The 20,446-nt window shown below is 68.5% G+C and carries 21 protein-coding genes and 1 tRNA gene; 14 read left to right on the top strand and 8 right to left on the bottom strand.

What is annotated here, in order from left to right:
- Positions 1-279 precede the first annotated feature (279 nt).
- The 7 genes from IEW34_RS24340 (at position 280) to IEW34_RS24310 (ending at position 7,885) form a co-directional block, all read left to right on the top strand.
- Positions 280-1,947, top strand: coding sequence for an alpha-amylase family protein (locus tag IEW34_RS24340; protein WP_188611820.1), 1,668 nt, complete (start codon positions 280-282; stop codon positions 1,945-1,947).
- Positions 1,948-3,549: an alpha-amylase family glycosyl hydrolase gene (locus IEW34_RS24335; RefSeq protein ID WP_188611819.1), complete on the top strand. Its 1,602-nt coding sequence runs from the start codon at positions 1,948-1,950 to the stop codon at positions 3,547-3,549. It begins immediately after the preceding gene.
- A gap of 537 nt (positions 3,550-4,086) precedes the next feature.
- A complete protein-coding gene (locus IEW34_RS24330; RefSeq protein WP_188611818.1) occupies positions 4,087-4,341 on the top strand; it encodes a hypothetical protein in 255 nt (84 codons plus the stop codon).
- On the top strand, positions 4,338-4,895 hold the full coding sequence (msuE, locus tag IEW34_RS24325) for an FMN reductase (RefSeq protein ID WP_188611817.1): 558 nt from the start codon (positions 4,338-4,340) through the stop codon (positions 4,893-4,895). The genes IEW34_RS24330 and msuE overlap by 4 nt, the downstream gene beginning before the upstream one ends.
- A gap of 52 nt (positions 4,896-4,947) precedes the next feature.
- Positions 4,948-6,117 carry an FMNH2-dependent alkanesulfonate monooxygenase gene (ssuD, locus tag IEW34_RS24320; RefSeq protein ID WP_244642173.1) on the top strand — a complete coding sequence of 390 codons (1,170 nt, stop codon included), beginning with the start codon at positions 4,948-4,950 and terminating at the stop codon, positions 6,115-6,117.
- Positions 6,114-6,944 carry an ABC transporter permease subunit gene (locus tag IEW34_RS24315; RefSeq protein ID WP_188611815.1) on the top strand — a complete coding sequence of 277 codons (831 nt, stop codon included), beginning with the start codon at positions 6,114-6,116 and terminating at the stop codon, positions 6,942-6,944. Before ssuD ends, IEW34_RS24315 begins: the two co-directional genes overlap by 4 nt.
- A 122-nt stretch (positions 6,945-7,066) precedes the next feature.
- Positions 7,067-7,885, top strand: coding sequence for an ATP-binding cassette domain-containing protein (locus tag IEW34_RS24310; protein WP_188611814.1), 819 nt, complete (start codon positions 7,067-7,069; stop codon positions 7,883-7,885).
- Between the two features lie 217 nt (positions 7,886-8,102).
- Here the strand turns inward: IEW34_RS24310 and msrA are convergent, their stop codons facing one another.
- Together msrA and IEW34_RS24300 are read right to left on the bottom strand one after the other, a co-directional pair.
- Positions 8,103-8,639 carry a peptide-methionine (S)-S-oxide reductase MsrA gene (msrA, locus tag IEW34_RS24305; RefSeq protein ID WP_188611813.1) on the bottom strand — a complete coding sequence of 179 codons (537 nt, stop codon included), beginning with the start codon at positions 8,637-8,639 and terminating at the stop codon, positions 8,103-8,105.
- 544 nt (positions 8,640-9,183) lie between these two features.
- On the bottom strand, positions 9,184-10,278 hold the full coding sequence (locus tag IEW34_RS24300; protein WP_188611812.1) for a helix-turn-helix transcriptional regulator: 1,095 nt from the start codon (positions 10,276-10,278) through the stop codon (positions 9,184-9,186).
- A 310-nt stretch (positions 10,279-10,588) separates the two neighbouring features.
- On the opposite strand from IEW34_RS24300, the gene IEW34_RS24295 reads away from it, so the two are divergent.
- From IEW34_RS24295 to IEW34_RS24285, 3 genes are all read left to right on the top strand, one after another.
- The gene (locus IEW34_RS24295; protein ID WP_188611811.1) at positions 10,589-11,098 is read left to right on the top strand and encodes a hypothetical protein; all 510 of its coding nucleotides are present in this window, start codon (positions 10,589-10,591) and stop codon (positions 11,096-11,098) included.
- A 359-nt stretch (positions 11,099-11,457) separates the two neighbouring features.
- Positions 11,458-12,810, top strand: a complete 1,353-nt coding sequence (locus tag IEW34_RS24290; RefSeq protein ID WP_188611810.1) for an HlyD family type I secretion periplasmic adaptor subunit — start codon at positions 11,458-11,460, stop codon at positions 12,808-12,810.
- A 574-nt stretch (positions 12,811-13,384) separates the two neighbouring features.
- Positions 13,385-13,458, top strand: a tRNA-Gln gene (locus tag IEW34_RS24285).
- Between the two features lie 202 nt (positions 13,459-13,660).
- Here IEW34_RS24285 and IEW34_RS24280 read toward each other — a convergent pair.
- Positions 13,661-13,993 carry a hypothetical protein gene (locus IEW34_RS24280; RefSeq protein WP_188611809.1) on the bottom strand — a complete coding sequence of 111 codons (333 nt, stop codon included), beginning with the start codon at positions 13,991-13,993 and terminating at the stop codon, positions 13,661-13,663.
- Positions 13,994-14,113: 120 nt separating this feature from the next.
- Between IEW34_RS24280 and IEW34_RS24275 the strand changes: the two genes are divergently transcribed.
- Positions 14,114-14,602 (top strand): hypothetical protein, encoded by a 489-nt coding sequence (locus IEW34_RS24275; RefSeq protein ID WP_188611808.1) that lies wholly within the window; start codon positions 14,114-14,116, stop codon positions 14,600-14,602.
- 35 nt (positions 14,603-14,637) lie between these two features.
- On the opposite strand, the gene IEW34_RS24270 is transcribed toward IEW34_RS24275, so the two are convergent.
- From IEW34_RS24270 to IEW34_RS24250, 5 genes are read right to left on the bottom strand one after another with little or no spacing between them, the layout of a single operon-like run.
- The gene (locus IEW34_RS24270) at positions 14,638-15,834 is read right to left on the bottom strand and encodes an MFS transporter (protein ID WP_188611807.1); all 1,197 of its coding nucleotides are present in this window, start codon (positions 15,832-15,834) and stop codon (positions 14,638-14,640) included.
- The gene (arsB, locus tag IEW34_RS24265) at positions 15,824-16,888 is read right to left on the bottom strand and encodes an ACR3 family arsenite efflux transporter (protein WP_188611806.1); all 1,065 of its coding nucleotides are present in this window, start codon (positions 16,886-16,888) and stop codon (positions 15,824-15,826) included. The genes IEW34_RS24270 and arsB overlap by 11 nt, the downstream gene beginning before the upstream one ends.
- A gap of 6 nt (positions 16,889-16,894) precedes the next feature.
- Positions 16,895-17,320, bottom strand: coding sequence for an arsenate reductase (glutaredoxin) (gene arsC / locus IEW34_RS24260; RefSeq protein WP_188611805.1), 426 nt, complete (start codon positions 17,318-17,320; stop codon positions 16,895-16,897).
- 8 nt (positions 17,321-17,328) lie between these two features.
- Positions 17,329-17,856 carry an arsenate reductase ArsC gene (locus tag IEW34_RS24255; protein ID WP_188611804.1) on the bottom strand — a complete coding sequence of 176 codons (528 nt, stop codon included), beginning with the start codon at positions 17,854-17,856 and terminating at the stop codon, positions 17,329-17,331.
- The gene (locus tag IEW34_RS24250) at positions 17,849-18,211 is read right to left on the bottom strand and encodes an ArsR/SmtB family transcription factor (protein WP_188611803.1); all 363 of its coding nucleotides are present in this window, start codon (positions 18,209-18,211) and stop codon (positions 17,849-17,851) included. The genes IEW34_RS24255 and IEW34_RS24250 overlap by 8 nt, the downstream gene beginning before the upstream one ends.
- Positions 18,212-18,262: 51 nt before the next feature.
- On the opposite strand from IEW34_RS24250, the gene arsH reads away from it, so the two are divergent.
- The 3 genes from arsH to IEW34_RS24235 all read left to right on the top strand — a co-directional run bounded on the left by arsH (position 18,263) and on the right by IEW34_RS24235 (position 20,238).
- Positions 18,263-19,072 carry an arsenical resistance protein ArsH gene (gene arsH / locus IEW34_RS24245; protein WP_188611879.1) on the top strand — a complete coding sequence of 270 codons (810 nt, stop codon included), beginning with the start codon at positions 18,263-18,265 and terminating at the stop codon, positions 19,070-19,072.
- Positions 19,073-19,113: 41 nt separating this feature from the next.
- The gene (locus IEW34_RS24240; RefSeq protein ID WP_188611802.1) at positions 19,114-19,449 is read left to right on the top strand and encodes a hypothetical protein; all 336 of its coding nucleotides are present in this window, start codon (positions 19,114-19,116) and stop codon (positions 19,447-19,449) included.
- Positions 19,450-19,629: 180 nt separating this feature from the next.
- Positions 19,630-20,238 (top strand): DUF2147 domain-containing protein, encoded by a 609-nt coding sequence (locus IEW34_RS24235; protein ID WP_188611801.1) that lies wholly within the window; start codon positions 19,630-19,632, stop codon positions 20,236-20,238.
- The last annotated feature ends 208 nt before the right edge of the window (positions 20,239-20,446 follow it).

Below are 20,446 nucleotides of genomic sequence, written 5' to 3'. Positions count from 1 at the left end.
GGACCGGTAACGGCCATGGCCCGCAGGATCAATGTCTTGGCCGCCGGCCGACGCGCAGTTCGATCCGTTCGCCCTTGCGCTCGCGGGCTGATTCGGGGCGAAACGACACTGTGGGCATGACGATCCCTCGCTTCGTCCGACGCATGGTGTGATGCCGTGCACTTCCAATGCCATTCTGCGCTTGCGGGGCAGCGGCAATAGCTGCGGCGAGGCTCGGGGGAACAGGTCGCTACCGACTGCGTTCGCGAGGAGGATATATGCGCGGGCGCGGAGCAACACTTGATCACCGACCTCTGGTACAAGAACGCCATCCTCTACTGTCTCTCGGTCGAGAGCTTCATGGATTCCGACGGCGACGGCGTCGGCGACTTCCGCGGCCTGATGCGGCGGCTCGACTATCTGCATGGCCTCGGCGTCACCGCGATCTGGCTGATGCCGTTCCAGACGTCGCCCGGCCGCGACGACGGCTATGACGTCAGCGACTACTACAGCGTCGATCCTCGCTACGGCACGCTGGGCGACTTCGTCGAGTTTACCCAAGGTGCCAAGCAGCGCGGCATGCGGGTGCTGATCGACCTGGTGGTCAACCACACCTCCAACGAGCACCCCTGGTTCAAGGCCGCCCGGTCCGACCCCAAGTCGCCCTACCGCGACTGGTACGTCTGGTCCAAGGCCAAGCCGGCCAACGCCGACCAAGGCATGGTGTTCCCGGGCGTGCAGACGACCACCTGGACCTGGGACGACGTCGCCGAAGCCTACTATTTCCACCGCTTCTATGAGTTCCAGCCCGATCTCAACACGGCCAATCCGCGCGTGCAGGCCGAGATCCTGAAGATCATGGGCTTTTGGATCCAGCTCGGCGTCTCGGGCTTCCGCATGGACGCGGTGCCCTTCGTCATCTCCGAGAAGGGAGCCAAGGTCGGCAAGAAGCCGGTCGAGCATTTCGACATGCTGCGTTCGTTCCGGGAGTTCCTGCAATGGCGCAAGGGCGACAGCATCATCCTGGCGGAAGCCAACATCCTGCCCAAGGACGACATGAAGTATTTCGGCGCCGACGGCGACCGCATGCAGATGATGTTCAACTTCCAAGTCAACCAGAATCTGTTCTACGCGCTCGCCTCGAGCGACACCGGGCCGCTCCGCACGGCGCTCAAGCAGACCAGGCCGGACTACGACACCGCGCAGTGGGGCCTGTTCCTGCGCAACCACGACGAGCTCGATCTCGGCCGGCTGACGGCCGGGCAGCGCCAGACCGTGTTCGACGCGTTCGGGCCCGACAAGTCCATGCAGCTCTACGACCGCGGCATCCGCCGCCGCCTGGCGCCGATGCTGAAGGGGGACAGGCGCATGCTGGAGCTCGCCTACAGCGTGATGTTCACCCTGCCCGGTACCCCGGTGATCCGCTACGGCGACGAGATCGCCATGGGCGACGACCTGGCGCTGCCCGAACGCAACTGCGCGCGCACGCCGATGCAGTGGTCGGACGAGCCGCAAGCCGGCTTCAGCACCGCGAAGAAGACCTTCCTGCCGGTGATCTCCGACAGCGGCTACGACTACGCCCACGTCAACGTCGCCGAGCAGCGGCGCGACCCCAACTCCTTCCTCAACTGGCTGGAGCGGATCATCCGCATGCGCCAGGAGGTGCCGGAGATCGGCTGGGGCGAGTTCCGGATCATCGACATCCGCGACGCCGCGGTGTTGGGCCTGCGCTACGACTGGCGCAACAACGCGGTCCTCTTTCTGCACAATTTTCACGCCGAGGGCAGCGCCGTCAGCTTCCGCAGCGGCCCGCGCCGGGGCGAACCCGGCAAGCTCGTCAACCTGCTCTCCGACGACCACAGCGAGGCGGACGGGGATGGTCGCCACCACGTCACCTTGGAGCCCTACGGCTACCGCTGGTACCGCGTCGGCGGGCTCGACGACGCCGTTCGCCGCACCGAGATGTGAATGCCGGGTTCGAGAGTGGGGACGACCGACATGACGCGATGGTGGCAGAGCGGGACGATCTATCAGGTCTATCCGCGCTCGTTCCAGGACAGCGACGGCGACGGCATCGGCGACCTGGAGGGCATCCGGCAGCGGCTCGGCCACCTCGTCGCGCTCGGTGTCGACGCCGTCTGGGTCTCGCCCTTCTATCCCTCGCCGATGGCCGACTTCGGCTACGATGTCGCCGACTATTGCGGCGTCGATCCGATGTTCGGCACGCTCGAGGACTTCGACGGGCTGATCGCCGATGCCCACGGCCAAGGCCTGAAGGTGGTTCTCGACTTCGTGCCCAACCACACCTCCGAGCGCCATCCGTGGTTCGCGGAGAGCCGGGCCGGGCGCGGCAGCGCCAAGCGCGACTGGTACATCTGGCGCGACCCGGCCTCCGGCGGCGGCCCCCCCAACAATTGGGCCAGCAACTTCGGCGGCAGCGCCTGGGAATACGACGAGGCGTCGGGCCAATACTACTATCATGCCTTCCTGAAGGAGCAGCCCGACCTCAACTGGCGCAATCCGCAGGTGCGCGCAGCCATGAACGACGTGCTGCGCTTCTGGCTCGAACGCGGTGTCGACGGCTTCCGCGTCGACGTGATCTGGCACCTGATGAAGGACGCCGGATTCCGCGACAATCCAGATAACCCCGGCTTCGCCGAGGGGCAGCCGGACATCGCCCGCGTCCTGCCGGTCCACTCCGCCGACCAGCCGGAGGTCTTCGACGTCATCGCCGAGATGCGGGCCACGATCGAGGCCTACGGTGACCGCGTGCTGATCGGCGAGATCTACCTGCCGCTCGAGCGGCTGGTGGCCTATTACGGCCATGACCTTTCCGGCGTGCACCTGCCGTTCAATTTCCAGCTCATCCTCTCCGCCTGGAACGCCCGTGGCCTGGCGGAGCTGATCGAAACCTACGAGCGTGCGCTGCCGGACGGCGGCTGGCCCAATTGGGTCCTCGGCAATCACGACCAGCACCGCGTGGCGAGCCGCATCGGGGCCGCCCAGGCGCGCGTCGCCGCCATGCTGCTGCTGACGCTGCGCGGCACGCCGACGATCTACTACGGCGACGAGATCGGCATGACGGACGGCGAGATCGCGCCCGAGGCCGTGCAGGACCCGTGGGAGAAGAACGAGCCGGGCCTCGGCCTTGGCCGCGACCCCGAGCGGACCCCGATGCACTGGACGGCCGCGGACGACGCCGGATTCACCACCGGCACGCCCTGGCTTCCAGTGGGACCGGCGCACGAAGCCAACGTGGCGGACCAGACGGGCGATCCGCGCTCGATGCTGGCGCTGCACCGCCGCCTGCTGGCGCTGCGGCGGGCGCACGAGGCCCTGTCGCTGGGCAGCTTCGAGAGCGTCGCCGCCACCGGCGACGTGCTCGCCTATCGCCGCCGCCGCGGCGGCGAGACCTTTCTGATCGTGCTGAACCTCGGCCACGAGCCCGTGGCGGTCGACGGCCTGGGACAGCACCGGGCGATCCTGTCCACCCACCTCGATCGCGAGGAGGCCCGGCCCGCCGCCACCATCGCGCTGCGCCCGGACGAAGGCCTGATCCTGGTGCCGTGACGCTCCCGCTGCCGGTTGCGCGAACGTGCCCGGATGGACGCGCCCCGGCCCGCTCGGCCCCGTGAAGGCGGGAAGAAAATTTCTCGCGAGAGGGTCTTAAAGAAAAAATTCTCTATAGCCGCCCTTGCGGAGCAAGACTATCTTTCAAATTGTTTGGTCCGGCCGCATTGCTCCGCAACTTTTATTGACGGTGGCGGTGGCCTGTACTCATATGAACGCGGTCGCACCGAGCCGCGGGCTGGTGGCGACGTACCCGAGCGCCTGCGCGGAGAGCCCGCAGCTGGTCGATAGCCGGAGTAGCATTGATGCATGATTTGCCCCGGCCTGCTCCGTCGCCGCTGCCCCTGCGGCGGGCTCGTACGTCGCGCGATCGTTGTCGGTCGTAAGGTCCTCACCACAGCAGAACCGAGAACCTTGACCGTACAGCGCCGCTCACGAGCTGCGTCCCGCAGGCCCATGTCGCCTGTCAGATCCAGGCCCCGCCCTCCACAGCGGCGCTGGTCGGTGGGCGCGTGCGTGCCGGCGGCAGGAGAGACCATGTCGACCTTGATTTCCGAGGCAGCCGCCCCCGTCGAGGCGGGCGCTGCGAACGCCTACATCATCGAGATTGCCGGGACGGCCGCCGGCATCGTCGCCGCCGATCGCCGCGGCTTCCGCTTCCATGCCGCGGCTGGCCCCTTCAACGCCATCGACGGGCACAGCTTCCGCACGCCGGCCGAGGCCGAGCGAGCCGCTCGGCGGCTGTTCCACCGGCGCGCCGACGTCCGCCCCGCCGCGGGGGCGGTACGATGAGCGCGCTCAGGCTCGTCGCCCTGAGCGGCAATACCCGCCGCCCGTCGAAAACGCGTGAGCTCGCCGCTGCCGCCGCCCGGGCAGTGGCACGCCGGCGCAGCGTGCAGCTGGAGCTGTATGATCTGGTCGACATCGGCCCCGGCCTCGGCGCCTTCAGCCGCGACCGACTGCCGCCGGCCGGTGCGGCGATCCTGTCCGCCATCGAGAATGCCGATGCGCTGATCGTGACCACGCCGGTCTACAAGGGCTCCTACGCCGGCCTGCTGAAACACCTGATCGACTTCGTCGACCCGCCGGCGCTGATCGGCAAGCCGGTGCTGCTCGGCGCCACCGGCGGTGGCCACCGCCACAGCCTCGTCGTCGAGCACCAGCTGCGGCCGCTGTTCGGCTTCTTCAGCGCCCTGTCGGTGCCCACCGCCGTCTATGCCGGCGACCCGGACTTCGTCGACGGGAGGCTCACAGACGCAACCATCCTCGACCGGCTCGACCAGGCCGCCGCCGAGCTCGCCGCGCTCGCGATCGCCTCCCCGGCGCCGGCCCGCGACGTCGCATGACCCCCGTGGAACCATGTCGACCAAACGAACCCTTCCTTCGGTGGAGAATCCCGTGTCCGTTGTCCCCATCGCCGCCCGGCCGGCCGATCCACTGAACTTCTTCTGGTTCATCCCGACCCACGGCGACGGCTCCTATCTGGGGTCCGAGACGCAGCAGCGGCCGCCGGATTTCGGGTACTTCAAGGATGTGGCTAGCGCCGTCGACCGCCTCGGCTTCGAGGGCGTGCTGCTGCCGACCGGCCAGAACTGCGTCGATTCCTGGATCACCGCCGCGGGCCTTGCCGCGGCGACCGAGCGGCTGAAGTTCCTGGTGGCACTGCGGCCCGGCGTGGTCTCGCCCTCCTTCGCAGCGCGGCAGACCGCAGCGCTCGACCGCCAAACGAACGGCCGCCTGCTGCTGAACGTGGTCGTCGGCGGCAATCCTACCGAGCTCGCCGGCGACGGCGTCTTCCTTGATCACGACGAGCGCTATGCCCAGGCTGCCGAATTCCTGACCATCTGGCGCCGTTTGCTGGAAGGCGAGACCGTCGACTTCGACGGCAGGCACTACCGGGTCGCGGGCAGCCGCCTGGACTTCCCTGCCGCCCAGCAGCCGCATCCGCCGCTCTATATCGGCGGCTCTTCGGACGCCGGCATCGAGCTGGCGGCCGAGCACACCGAACTCTACCTCACGTGGGGCGAACCGGTCGACGCAGTGGCCGGCAAGATCGAGCGCGTGCGCGCTGCCGCGGCCAAGCGCGGACGCCGCATGCGCTTCGGCATCCGCCTGCATTTCATCGTGCGCGAGACCAGCGACGAGGCGTGGGCTGCCGCCGACCGGCTGATCAGCCGCATCTCGGACGAGCAGATCGCCCATGCGCAAAGCCGTTTGCGGGCGCTCTCCGATTCGGTCGGCCAGCGGCGCATGCTGGAGCTGCACGGCGGGCGCCGCGACAAGCTCGAGGTGGCGCCCAACCTGTGGGCCGGCGTCGGGCTGGTGCGCGGCGGAGCGGGCACGGCGCTGGTCGGCGATCCGGCAACTGTGGCTGAGCGCCTGCGCGAGTACCAGGCGGCCGGCATCGATACGGTGATCGGCTCGGGCTACCCGCACCTGGAGGAATCCTACCGCGTCGCCGAGCTCCTGTTCCCGCAGCTCGGCATCCAACGGCAAACGGCGAGCTACCGGCCCAGCGTTCATAACGAGTTCGCGGTCGGCGCCGCCAGACTGACGGCGGCATCATGAGCGACACCACCCTGCAGACGGCTGCCGAAGAGGCGGTCGACAAATCCCGCAGCCGCCCGCTGACGCGATGGCTGCCGGGCAGCGCCATCGGCTGGCTGGTGCCGGCGCTGCTGATCGCCGTCTGGGAGCTGCTGTCGCGCCTCGGCCAGATCCCCGCCAACGTGCTGCCGGCTCCCAGCGCCGTCGCCGCCGCAGCGGTGCGACTCACCGCGTCCGGCGAGCTTCAGCACAACATCGGCGTCAGCGCGCTCAGGGCGCTGAGCGGGTTCGTGGTCGGCGGGACCGTCGGGCTGATCTTCGGCCTCGCCAACGGACTGTCGGCACTGAGCGAGAAGCTCACCGATACGACCTTGCAGATGGTGCGCAACGTGCCGCACCTGGCGCTCATCCCGCTTGTCATCCTGTGGTTCGGCATCGACGAAGAGGCCAAGCTGTTCCTGGTGGCGCTCGGCGTGTTCTTCCCGATCTACATCAACACGCTGCACGGCATCCGCAGCGTCGACCCGCAGCTGGTGGAGATGGGCCGCATCTACGGCATGGGCTCGTGGGAGCTGTTCTGGCGGGTGATCCTGCCCGGCGCCCTGCCGTCCATGTTCGTCGGCCTGCGCTACGCGCTCGGGATCATGTGGCTGACCCTGATCGTCGCCGAGACCATCGCCGCCTCCTCGGGCATCGGCTACATGGCCATGCAGGCGCGCGAGTTCCTGCTCGTCGACGTGGTCGTGCTGTCGATCCTGATCTATGCGCTGCTCGGCAAGCTGGCGGACAGCATCGCCCGGCTGCTGGAGCGGCTCTCTCTGCAATGGCACCCGGCCTACCGGCGCTGAAGCACGCGCCTCAAGGCTCCATCCGTCCGGAGGGAAGGCTTCCGGATCGACAGGGTACGGCGAGCGGAGCGATGTGGCCGAGCCGCGTCGGTCCGCTGCAACGACAAGGATAGGACAACACCATGAATGCGGTCGCAGCCGCCATCAGCCGGCGCGAAGGGCGCTTCCCCAGCGCCGCCCCCGTCCAAGCCCACGGCAACGCCCGCGGCGTACCGGTGACGCTGCGCGGTCTCGCCAAATCCTTCGGCCCCAAGCAGGTGCTCAAGGCCGTGGACCTGCATATCCCCGCCGGGCAGTTCGTCGCCGTGGTCGGCAAGAGCGGCTGCGGCAAGAGCACGCTGCTGCGCCTCATCGTCGGCCTGGAGCAGGCGACGGCCGGCCGCGTTCTCATCGACGCCGAAGAGGGGCGCCCGTCAGGTGCGCGCATCATGTTCCAGGAGCCGCGGCTGCTGCCTTGGGCGCGCGTGCGCGGCAACGTCGAGGTCGGGCTCGACCGCAGCCTGGCGACATCGGAGCGGCGCCTGAAGGCGCAGGACGCTCTCGCCGAGGTCGGCCTCGACGACCGCGGCGACGAGTGGCCGGCAGTGCTCTCCGGCGGTCAGAAGCAGCGCGTCGCACTGGCTCGGGCGCTCGCCGGCCATCCGCGGCTGCTCGCCCTCGACGAACCGCTCGGGGCGCTCGACGCCCTGACTCGCATCGGCATGCAGCGGCTGATCGAGAGCGTGTGGCAACAGCAGGGCTTTACCGCGGTGCTGGTGACCCACGACGTCGCCGAGGCGATCGCGCTGGCGGACCGCATCCTGGTGATCGACGAGGGCAGGATCGCCGCGGACCTCCCCATCGACGCCCCGCGCCCGCGCCACCGGGGCGACCCGGCCCTGGCGGCGCTGGAAGGCCGCATCCTCGACCGGCTGTTCAACGACCAGGGCAGCGGAATCTGAGCTTGGAGCGGCCACGCGCGTCGGGACCGCGGGGCGCGTAGCGCTCTGTCGGTACGGTGGCCGCGGCGTCAATGAACAACGCCGCGCGCCGCCGCGGTTACGAGCGTTCGTGCCGCCGGCGAAAACGAGCCTCGCCGCGGCCGGCGGTTCGAAATCAGCTTCTCCTTCGACAGACGGCTCCGCCGGATCGGACAGCGCGTCGGCGGCTGGGCCGTCGTTACCCCGCCGCGCTCGACACGTCGCTCCGCTCCGTCCGCACCGGCAGCTTCCAGCCCGGGCGTACGAAGTGGCAGGTATAGCCATGCGGAAGGCGCTCCAGGTAGTCCTGGTGCTCGGGTTCCGCCTCCCAGAAGGGGCCGACCGGCGCGACCTCGGTCACCACCTTACCCGGCCACAGGCCCGACGCATCGACGTCCGCGATGGTGTCCTCGGCAACCCGCCGCTGTTCCTCGCTCGTGTAGTAGATTGCCGAGCGATAGCTGGTGCCGATGTCGTTGCCCTGGCGGTTGCGCGTGGTCGGATCATGAATCTGAAAGAAGAACTCCAGCACCGCGCGGTACGACACCTTGGCAGGATCGAAGATGATCTCGATGGCTTCCGCATGCGTGCCATGATGACGGTAGGTCGCGTTGGGCACGTCGCCGCCGCTGTAGCCCACCCGGGTGGACACGACGCCGGGGTAGCGGCGAATCAGATCCTGCATGCCCCAGAAGCAGCCGCCGGCCAGAACCGCGCGCTCGGTCGTTGTGGTCATATCATCACTCCCGTCCCTCTCGTCTCGGACAATCAGCGCCAGGGCACTCGCCGGAGCCGGCGCCCGAGCACCCAACCGGGCTGCTCCGTCCCCTATGTGGGCTGCACGCGGGCGCCGCGCCAGATCGCCGGCGCGCGCCGACGGAGCGACATCCGCCGGACCCGGATCAGAGCCGGCTCGCCGCATCGTGAAGCCCCACCACCAAGGCGCGAATGGCCCAGCAAGGGCCACCAACGGTAAACTCCACCGAATCGAGGTGCAACGGTCACAATCGTCCGGGAGGAAAGGATGACGCAAGGCCACCCGCCGCGACAGCTGGATGCTCGAGGCCGCTGCTGCGGCCGCCTGCCAGTGCCATACGCCCGGCCGCTGAGATTCTTCTGCGTGCGCTGCTGCGCCGAGTTCGACGGCAGCGGGACGCAGCGGTCGAACTGGGCGTGGTCGCAGACGGACGGTGGACGCCTCGTGCCGAGCGAATCCATTCGCGCCTGAGCCGTCTTGCCGGCGCCGTCGCGACCGGTGTGGGCAGCAGATAGGTCCGCGCTCACTCCGACGGCAGCCCGAGCCGCAGCAGCAGGGCCACCAGTTCGGCCTGCCGGTTGGTTCCGGTCTTCAGGAACACGGATTTGAGCAGCGAGCGTGTGGTCTCGCGCCTGACGCCCAGTTGGGCCGCCAACGTCTCGAGGCTGTCTCCCGACGCCAGCAGCGCCGCCAGCCGCGCCTCGGAGGGGGTCAGCCGAAACAGCTTGCGCAGATGGACCGCCGAGATCCGGCCGCGCTGTTCCGGATCCGTGAGCACGACGATGGCCCGACAGGCGGCGAAGGGATTGCGGCTGAAGCAGGCGAGCCGCGCGCCGTGAGCAATGAGCGGCCGCGCCCCGTCCCGGCGCAGCACCACCGGCGAGGCGAGCGCATGCGCCCCCCGAACGAGGCCATGCAGTGCCCGGTCGAGGGCGGCGGTGTCGTCGCGATGGGTCCCCGTCAATCGGTTCTGTCGCAGCTGGACCAGCCCCTGCGCCAGGTACCGCTCGGCCGTTCGGTTCGTCCGGATCACCTCCCCCTGCCAGCCGATCAGGGCAACGGCCTGTCCGCTGGTATCGAAGGACTGCTCCACCGCCTCGGCTTGCGCGAACCCCAAGGCGCGGGCCACGACTGCCGAGCTCGACAGCTGCGAAGACAACGCGCCGAGCTGTGCCAGCTGCTCATGGGAAAAAGGCCCCTCGGCGGGTCCGCGATTGATCCGCAGGCACCAGAGCTCCCCGCCGCTCGCGATCCGTAACCCCGCGAACCAGCGCAGATCGAAGCGCGCCAGGAACTCTTGGTAGTAGGGATTTCTCGCCATCAGCTCCGGCGAGATGAAGTCGAGGTCCGTTGCGATGCCTTGACGGGCGATGAGCGGGCCGGCTCGGTAGCGCTCGTCCCGCTCGGCCCATCCCTCCTTGATGTAGGCGTCCGTCGCCTCGTGCAGCGACGGGCTGTTGAAGGGCTGGGGCAGCGGGCCATTCAGGCCGAGCAGCGCTGCGCCGCGCGCACCGACGGCCTCGCCCGCCACTTGCAGGGCAAAGGTCCACCGGTTCGCGTTCAGCGCCGCCTCGGCGAATGCCGCCGCAATGCGCTCGAGGTCCCACTTCGATGTCACGTCGCGGCTTTAGAAATGACGTCGCACGTCCCTCGCCGCGTCGACGCAGTCCGCACCTCGTGAATGGCGGCACTCCCCTGCCCGCTGAACGCAATCCAGGATAGTCGGAACCGATCCCTGCGCACCCCCCAAACGGGTGATGCGATGGCGTTTGATGATCTGCGATTGTACGTCTAAATCGATCGTCCCAAACCGCGGGGCGAGTGGTTGGAGGCGGGAGCTTTGGCGTAATGGGAAAGCGCAGTTGGGTGCCGTGAACGACGACCGCCGCTTGAGCCGGACGGAATGTGCGACGGCCGGTGGCCGCCGCGTGGACAAGCGGAGGACCCGACATCTCGTCGCCCTGATCGAGGGCGGCCCCGCGCTCCGCGCGCAGACGATCGCCGCCTTGCGAGCCGCGGCGCCCCGCCGCCGCTTCTGCGCGTTCGCTGACATCGCGGCCTGGGACCGAGATGCAGCTGCGCTGGAGACGTCGGTGCTGATCCTGTCGGTTGGGTCCGCGCCGGACGACATATGGGACAGCCTGCATCGGGCGCAGGATCGCCCTGCCCCGCCGGCCATCGCCATCTTGGCCGCCAGTTGCGGGGCCGATCTCGTCGGCCGTGCCATGAATTGCGGCGCCAGCGCCGTCCTGCCCGCGGGGCTTGCCGTCGAGGTCATCGTCCGCGTCGTGGAGCTCCTGGCTGCGGGAGGGACCTTCGTTCCGGCGAGCGCCCAACCGCAAGACGTCGCCGCCAGGCCGTGGGCGCCGGCGGTGGAACTGCGCACGGAGATCGACGCGTGCGACGGCTGGCGGCTGGACCGACAGCCGCTGTCATGAGGGCCGCCGTCGTCCCACGTGTTGCCATGGTCACCCGCTCGGGCGGAACGCCAAGAAGTGGACGCCGGCTTTTGGACAAGATCGTGCTCGAAACAAAGACGTCGAGCGAAACGATGGTTCGGCGAAAAATCATCCCGCGCTAGCCGTCACGCATTCCAGGGCCCCGCCCTCTGCACACTTCGCCGAGCTGGCGCTGTGCTAGCAAGGCGGGAGCCGCATGCGGGACGATGGCTGCCTTTCGCCCGGGCTCGCGAGGCGCTGAGCCCAAGGCCACCGGCCGCCGTCCCGGGCGCTCGGGAGTCGGGCCGGGGGACCGGAGCCGCGGTGGGAGCAGTACTGCGAACAGCCGAGGAGGCGCCATGCCGCGCAAACTGACCACGGACCAGATCATCCGCAGCTTTCAATCCGAGACTCACCGGCTCATCAACCGGGGTGGCCCGCCAACGTCCGGCTTGATCGTCTGGGCGCTCGCTGCGCTCCTGACCGGCGGTATCGCTGTGTCCACGGTCGTCGACTTCGACCGCGACATCGAAAGCGAAAGCGGCAAGATCGTCACGACCGACGGCGTCAGAACCATCCAGGCTCTCGACGCCTCGATCATCAAGACGGTCGAGGTCCACGAAGGCGACCGGATTGCCAAGGGCCAGTTGCTGGCCACCCTCGATCCCACCTTCGCGGCGGCCGATGCCGGGCAGTTGGAGCAGCAGATCGCCTCGCTCGACGCCCAGATGATCCGCGCCGAAGCGGAGCGCCGCGGCGAAACCCCGCAGTTTCCGGCCGAGCCCTCCGCGGCGATGGCGCCTTACGTGGCCCTCCAGGTCGGCCTCAACACGCAGAGGCTGGCCCAGTACGACGCGCAGCTGCGCAGCTACACGGAAAAGATCGACCAGGCGCAGATGACCGTGCAGCGCCTCGAGGGGGACGAAGCTCGCTACAAGGAGCGCGACCGGATCATGAAGCAGATCGAGGACATGCGCGCGACCCTCGTGGAAAGACAGGCCGGCAGCCTGCTCAACCTGCTCAGCGCGGCCGACCAACGGGTCGAGATGCTCCGCACGATGGAAAGCGACCAGCAGCAGCTCGCCGAAGAGCGCCATTCCGTAGCGAGCCTGACGGCGGATCGCGACGCCTTCATCCAGCAATGGCAGGCACAGCTCAGCCAGGAGATCGTCACCGCGCGCAATTCGCGCGACACGGCATTGGCACAGCTCTCCAAGGCGAACCGCATGAAGGATCTGGTCGCGATCCGGGCGTCGGAGGACGCGGTGGTGCTGAGCGAATCGGAGCTGTCGGTCGGCTCGGTGCTGAAGGAAGGCGATATCCTGATGACGCTGGCCCCGCTCAACGGCCCGGTCGAGGTCGAGATGGACATCGCCTCGTCCGACGTCGGCTACATTCGGCCCGGCGATCCCTGCACGATCAAGGTCGACAGCTACGACTCCGTCTCCCACGGCAAGGCCGAAGGCGAATTGGAGTGGATCAGCGAGGGATCGTTCACGAAGCAGGACGGCGGCCAGACGGTCGCCCCATTCTACAAGGCGCGCGCCAGGATCACGAAGATGGACTTCCACGATACGCCGGACGCGTTTCGGCTGACCCCTGGCATGACGATCGTGGCCGACGTCCATATCGGCAGCCGTTCACTGTTCCATTACCTCGTCGACGGCTTGAGCCGCGGCACGACCACCGGTGCGATGCGCGACCGCTCGTAGACCGCCGCGCGACGCAGTCACGGGGCCGTCGGAACCTTCGGCCATGGTATAGGCTTGTTCGATGTGGATCAGAATGACCGCGGCGCCGCCCGCGCCGCGGATCGCAACGATGGAGACCTCATGCTGCGCTTTTGCTCCGCCTTTGCCCTTGCCCTGACGTTGGGCGTCAGTGTCGCCCCGGACGAGGCCTGGGCTGGACGCCGCACTGGCACGTGGAAATATGCACCGGCACCGTACTACGCGCCGAGGCCTCACTATGCACCGCGGCCGGGCTACGGCTATGGCTACGGCCATCGCCCCCGCCCCCCTGGTTATGGATACGGGCGCGCCTACGGCCGTCCCCACGGCGGCCGGGGGCCGCACCCTCGCTGGGGCTACTGAGCGGGCGCGATTGGCGGATATCCTGGGGCCATCGGCGGGCAGCGCCGCCGATGGCCCCGATAGTCTCGAACGGGGGTAGACCGGCGACGAATTCGGGGCTATAGAGCCCCCCTCGCTGCGGCGGCCTGCCGAAGTCCCTGGCTCGAGATGGTCGGGCAACTCAACGAAAGTTGAGGGATTTCAAGTGCTTCGGTGGGGGATAGTTTAATGGTAGAACAGCGGACTCTGACTCCGCTAGTCTTGGTTCGAATCCAGGTCCCCCAGCCAAACTAAAAATTCAGTCATTTTCAGCGGGTTAGGTGGCGCTTCGCTTCGGGGGCGTTTTCGTGTTGCAGGCCGACGCAACGCGCTCCTCGGGCAAGATCGCTACGCCTGTGGGTCCACCGGGCCTCCGGCCAACGAGGGCGACCTTACTCGCCCGAACGAGGTGGCCACCGCTGGGGCCGGTTGGCGGACCGCACCACGCCGCCTACGGCCGATCGTCGCCGCGTTCGCACCAGAACACGCTGAAGCTAACCTGCTCGGCCCCTTGGGCCTGGGCCAGGTTGATGTTGAGCAACCGAGCGGCGAGCTCGCAGTTGGCCAGATTGTCGTTGCCCGGCTGGCCCGCATTGAATGTCGCCCAGCGGACGCGCTCGCCGGAGTTCACCGTGCCCTTCCGGTAGAGCGTGAAGGCTGGGTTCGCCGGCGAGGCGTCCAGCGCCCGCGCAATGCCGCCGGGCGGCGGCAGAGCTATCAAAACGATGGCAATGATCAGTGCGCGCATGGAATAGGTCCACTCCACGATCGGTACCGATTTCAAGTAGCGCGCCACCGCGGCAGGGACAGATGAGCCGCCTCGACAGACGCGCGGCTCTCGTGGTTCCCTTCGGCTATGGGCTCGAGGTCGTGCATGATGGCCGCAATTGCCGCGCTCGCCAGCATGGCGGCGGCCGGTACGAGCGTGGCGGCGGAGCCGCGGGCCGTGTTCCAACCCGTGCACTTCGGCGCGAAGGGCTGCAGGACCGATGCCGATCCGGCCCGCATCAAGCCCGGCGAAGCGTGGATGAGGATCTGGTCGTGCCGCGGCCCAGGCGGCGTCTCCATCCAATTCGCCGATGAAGGCAACATGGTCGACGTGTCGGTCGGCGGAGGTGCTCCCGTGATGTTCCCGGCGCGGGACGAGGGTTTCGGACCGACCGTCGAATGGCGCCTCGAGCGCGGCCAGCCTCGCAGCGCCATCATCCGCGCCCGCCGCCGAGACGATACCGATTGGCTGTTGGTGTTCGCCATTCGGGACGGCAAGGGCTGCTACGCGGCCAAGGCACGCTCCAACCGTAAAGCGCGGGAGCTTGCCGACACGATCGACGGGTGTGCGGACAGCCGGCGGGTTTTTGGCGAGAACGGTGCCGTGCGGAGGGGTGGGCTATGAGGCGTCCCTTCCGGTCGATGGCGCCGCGCGCTCCGTCACCCTGATCCGGCTGCGGCCGTGGCGCGCCAGAGCAGGCCGACCAATGCAGCATTGGCGGCCGCGAGCCCGGCCAGGACCGTCAACAGGACGTCCGCGCCGCCGTGCGCCAGCACGAATGCGCCCAGAAGCGGCGCAAGCGCGGCGGCGACCAGCCCCGGCCGGGCCAGGCGGCCCATGAGCGGCGCATAGCCCTCAGCGCCAAAGAGCGCCAGCGGCACGGTTCCGCGCGCAATGGAATAGATGCCGTTTCCGGCCCCGTAGAGAATCAGCGCCAGCGCGACGGCCGGCAGCCCCAAGGCCAGCACGCCCACGCCGATGGCGATCAGGCCCATCGCCATGGTCAGCGTCCACAGCGGATGGTGCCGGCCGCGCCCCGCCATTTCCAGCACCCGCGCCCCGACCTGAGCTGGCCCGATGAGAGCGCCGAAGCTCACGGCCGACGCCAGCGCCACGCCGCGCGCCTGGAGCAGCACCAGCAGGTGCACGGACACCAGCGTCGTCACCGTGCTGCCCAGCGTCACGATGGAAGCCATCAACCAGAACGTCCGCCGCTCGCGCCTCGACAGGCGCCGGCGCGCGGCGCCGGTGCCTGTGGAGGCGGTCGACGGCAGGCGCGGCGGCGGCGGGATCAGCAGAACCACCAGGGGCAGCGCGACAGCGAGTTGGAGACCGGCATAGGCGAAGCACGTCCCCCGCCAGCCCACGTGCTCGATCAAGACCGCCGATACTGGCCAGCTGACCGTGCTGGCGAACCCGCCCCACAGAGTCAGCGCCCCGATCGACGGCCGCGCCGCATCCCCATAGAGGCGACCGAGCGTGGCGAAGGCCGCATCGTACAGGCCCGTGCCCATCCCCAGGCCCAGCAGCACCCAGGCGAAGACGTAGCCCGCAAGGGAGGTTGCCAGGCCGAGCACCACCAGGCCAAGCGCCATGACGGCGGCCGATGCGGCCAGCACCGGCCGGCCGCCGTGCCGGCCGATGAAGGTGCCGACCCGTGGCGATACCAGGCCGGCGACGATCAGCCCGACCGACAGGCCACCGACGATCCAGGCGATCGGCCATGCGGTGTCGGCCGCAATCGGCGTGGCGAGAACCGACAGCAGGTAGAACGACGAGCCCCAGGCGAGGATCTGCACCACGCCGAGGGCGGCGATGACGGTCAGGCGATGGCGGGGCGGAGCGTCAGACTTCACGCGCGGCGGACTTCAAGGCCGCCTTCTGGCCGGCGCCGCGTTCGTACCAGCCTTGGCTGCGGTTCACGATCCAGACCACGCTCAGCATCACCGGCACCTCGATCAGGACGCCGACCACGGTGGCGAGCGCCGCGCCCGAATTGAAGCCGAACAGGCTGATGGCGGCGGCCACCGCCAGCTCGAAGAAGTTCGAGGCCCCGATCAGCGCCGACGGGCCGGCCACACAATGCGCCTCGCCCGCCATCCGGTTCAACACGTAGGCGAGCCCGGCATTGAAATAGACCTGGATCAGGATCGGCACGGCGAGCAGCGCGATGACCAGGGGCTGGGCCAGGATCTGCTCGCCCTGGAAGCCGAACAGCAGGACGAGCGTTGCCAGCAGCGCAACGAGTGACACCGGCCCGAGGAGCCGGAGCAGCCGATCGAGGGCCGCCTGACCGCCCGATGCCAACAGCTGTCGCCGCATGAGCTGGGCCACGATCACCGGAATGACGATATAGAGCACGACCGAGAGGACCAGGGTGCCCCAGGGAACCGTGATGGCCGACAGGCCGAGCAGCAGGCCGACGATCGGGGCGAAGGCCACGACCATGATGGCGTCGTTGAGCGCCACCTGGCTCAGCGTGAAATGCGGCTCGCCGCGCGTCAGGTTGGACCACACGAACACCATCGCCGTGCAGGGCGCCGCCGCCAGGATGATCAGGCCGGCGATGTAGCTGCCCACCTGGTCGGCCGGCAGGTACGGCCGGAACAGCCAGCCGATGAACAGCCAGCCGAGCAGGGCCATGGAGAACGGTTTCACCGCCCAGTTGATCAGGAGTGTCACGCCGATGCCGCGCCAATGGCGGCCGACCTGACTGAGCGCGGCGAAGTCGATCTTGAGCAGCATCGGGATGACCATCAGCCAGATCAGCACCGCGACCGGCAGGTTGACCTTGGCGACCTCGGCCGCGCCGATGGCATGGAAGACGCCCGGCATCAGGTGGCCGAGCGCGACGCCGGCGACGACGCAGAGCCCGACCCACAGGGTCAGGTAGCGCTCGAACGTGGACATGCCGGCTCACCCCTCCGCGGCACGGTGGCCGCGCCCGTCGATCACGCGCTCACCGTCTTCCTTGACGAACGCGCCCTGCTGCGGCGGCAGCAGATCGAGCACATGTTCGGACGGGCGGCAGAGCCGCACGCCTTTGGGCGTCACCACCACGGGCCGATTGATCAGGATGGGGTGCGCCATCATCGCATCGAGCAGGTCGTCGTCGCCGAGCGCGGCATCGCCCAATCCCAGTTCCGCATAGGGCGTGCCCTTTTCGCGCAGCAGATCCCGAACGCTCAGATTGGCGCGCTGGATCAACTGGCGCAGCAGCAGGCGCGTCGGTGGATTCTGGAGGTAGTGGACGATGTGCGGCTCGATGCCGGCGTTGCGGATCATCGCCAGCGTGTTGCGCGAGGTGCCGCAGCCCGGGTTGTGATAGATGATGACGTCCACGGCCGGCCTCACGCGACGTCCGGCCGGGGCGACGATGCTCCCGGGAGTTGTCCGATCTCACGGAGCCTGGCGTTCAAGGCAAGCCCGTCGATGGACCGCAGCGGCAGGTTGGCGAAGGCATTGATGCGATTCTTGAGATAGCGCAGCGCCGTGACGAACGCCGCCTCCTTATCGAGGTCCGTCCCTTCGGCCGCTGCGGGATCCTCGATGCCCCAATGCGCCGTCACCGGCTGGCCCGGCCAAAAGGGGCAGGCCTCGCCGGCGGCGTGGTCACAGACCGTGAAGACGAAATCCATCACCGGCGCGCCGGGCGCAGCAAACACATCCCAGGACTTCGAGCTGAGGCCCGCCGGCGAATAGCCGGCGCGGTCGAGCACCTTCAGAGCAAAGGGATTCACCTGGCCCTTCGGCCGGCTGCCGGCGGAATAGGCCCGGAAGCGGCCGCCCCCGTCTTTGTTGAGGACGGCTTCGGCGATGATCGATCGGGCCGAATTGCCCGTGCAGAGGAACAGCACGTTGAAAACGGGATCAGACATCAATGTGCTCCGGTTGAGGATTGCAGTCGCAAGCGGCAAGCGCGGCAACGGCTGGCGCGCACACCTCCGGGTGGCCCTGGCAGCAATCCCGCATCAGGAACTCCACGAGGCCGGAGAGCGCCGAGAACACCACGCTGTAGATGATCGAGCGCGACTGCCGGCGTGACTGGATCAGCCCACCGCGCTCGAGCTCCTTCAGGTGAAACGTCAGGTTGGATGTGGACACGCCAACCTTCGTGGCGAGCACACCGGCTGCCAGTCCCCCGGGTCCTGCGATAACCAGATGGCGGACCATGCGCAGCCGCGTCTCCTGGGAGAGCGCGGAGAAGGCGCTGAGGGCTTGCCGTTCGTCCATCTTGCGTCCAATATTTCAATATTAATTGAAGCGTTAGACGAAAGCGTGCCCGTGAACAAGCCCCGCCCCTCTGCCGCCGACGGTTTTCCCAGCTTGGCCGAACATTGCTTCGAGGCGCCGACCCATGGACGGGTGCACGCAGCCGAGCCGTTCGCGCATCAGCCGCGGTTCCTGATTCTCTACGGCTCGCTGCGATCGCGTTCGTTCAGCCGATTCCTGGCCCACGAAGCCGCGCGGCTGCTCGAGCGGATGGGCGCAGACGTGCGCATCTTCGACGCCCACGGCCTTCCCTTGCCCGACGACGCGACGGTGGACCATCCCAAGGTACAAGAGCTGCGCAACCTCTCCATCTGGTCGGAAGGTCACGTGTGGGTCAGCCCCGAGCGCCACGGCAACTTGACCGGCGTGATGAAGAGCCAGATCGACTGGCTGCCGCTCAGCGAAGGATCCATCCGGCCGACCCAGGGCCGTACGCTTGCGGTGATGCAGGTGTCGGGCGGCTCGCAATCGTTCAATGCGGTCAACGCGCTGCGCCTGCTCGGGCGCTGGATGCGCATGATCACCATCCCGAACCAGTCGTCGGTGCCGATGGCTTACAAGGAGTTCGACGATGCCGGCCGCATGAAGCCGGGGCCGCTCTACGACAGGGTCGTGGACGTCTGCGAGGAGCTGTTCAAGTTCACGCTGCTCACGCGCGAGCGGGCCGACTACCTGGTCGATCGCTACAGCGAACGCAAGGAGCGCACGCCGGCGAACTGGCAGGCCGTCAGCCAGACGATCGAGATCGCGTCCCCCGCCGGCGAGCAAGAACCCCCTGGCCATGGCGGCATCCGCCGACCGGGCTCCGACTTGATTGCATGACGGCGCTTGTGGCCGGGCTGCGCAGCAGCGATCCTTGGCCCATGAAACCGCTCGTCGTCATTCTGGCACTGATGCTGCCGACCGTCTGCCACGCCGCCGCCGAAGTGCCGTCGTTCGCAAGCGGCACGACCTACGCCAAGGCCAGGACGAGCCTTCGGTCGCTGGGGTGGCTGCCTGCGCCGCAGGCGTCCCGCCGCTGCCCCGAGCTTCGCCGCGACATGTGCAACGACCGGCAGCCGGAAATCGTGTCATGCGCGGCGGCGGCCGGCGGCGCCTGTTCGGCGCGGTGGCGGCGGGGACGGTTGATCATAGAGGTGCGGACGGTGGGCGAACAACCGGCCACCGTGGCGAGGGTGTGCCGCACCAAGTGCCGTTAGCGCAGACGCGCGAGCGTCGGTGATGTATCCTCGCCGCTGCCGCCGTCGTTGCCGGCCCGGGCAGGCCCTTGCCGACGGCCGCGGCAGGGTGAAAATGGCGTTAGGGCGCCTGCCGCGCCGGCCTAGGTATTGAGGGACCGCGGCGGGGAGCCGCGGCCATCGACCCCTTGGGGTGATCTTATGTTCCTGATTCGAGCTGGGATCCGGATCGTCGTCGTCACCATCTGCGTGGGGCTGCTGGCGCGCGCCGGCCCGGCGAATGCCGCCGAGCCGGCGGGCGAATGGCTGGTCGAGAGCGGCGACGCCAGAATACGCATCGAGCGGTGCGCGGATGAGATGTGGGGACTGGTCTCCTGGGAGAAGGAACCGGGCGCGACCGACGGGAACAATCCGGACCCCGTCCGTCGGACACGGCCGACGCTCGGGATGCCGGTCCTGCTCGGGCTCAAGCAGGCGGCGCCAAACCGGTGGGACGGAAACATCTACAACGCCAGGGACGGCAAGACCTACGAGGCAAACGTCAGCCTGGCCGCCGCCGATCGCCTGCGCGTGCAGGGATGTGTGCTCGGACTGTTGTGCGGCGGCGAGACGTGGACACGGGTCGCCGTGATGCCCAAGCCGGACGCGCCCGGCGGCAAGCCGGCATCGAACCGGGCGGGCGGGGGGAGCCCCCAGGCCGGGGGGCGGCCGAAGTCCACGCCGTTCGAGAACGCGCAGGAGGTCTGCAAGGCCGCCGCGGCCGCGAGCGGAAGGCCGGCGCTCGCCGGCGAGCCGTCCCGCGCGCGCTAATGCGTTGCGCCATAAGACGGGATCGTTCAATTGCGCGGAAATGGACCTAATTCTTTGAATCTGGGCCGCTCTTTTGCGCTCTGGCCCGTCGACGATCGGCCGCGGCGGCGCCATCCGGTACGAACCGGTTGGCGTTGCCCGTGGTCGCACGCCGCCCCGAACCCCAGCGCCTGACGGCCGGGGCGGTCGTCCCTGCCGGTGATCCAAG

The organism is Chelatococcus reniformis, assembly GCF_014640075.1.
GTDB classification, from domain to species: domain Bacteria; phylum Pseudomonadota; class Alphaproteobacteria; order Rhizobiales; family Beijerinckiaceae; genus Camelimonas; species Camelimonas reniformis.
Note: the sequence above shows the minus strand (reverse complement) of the source record. Positions and strands in the feature narration are given on the sequence as shown.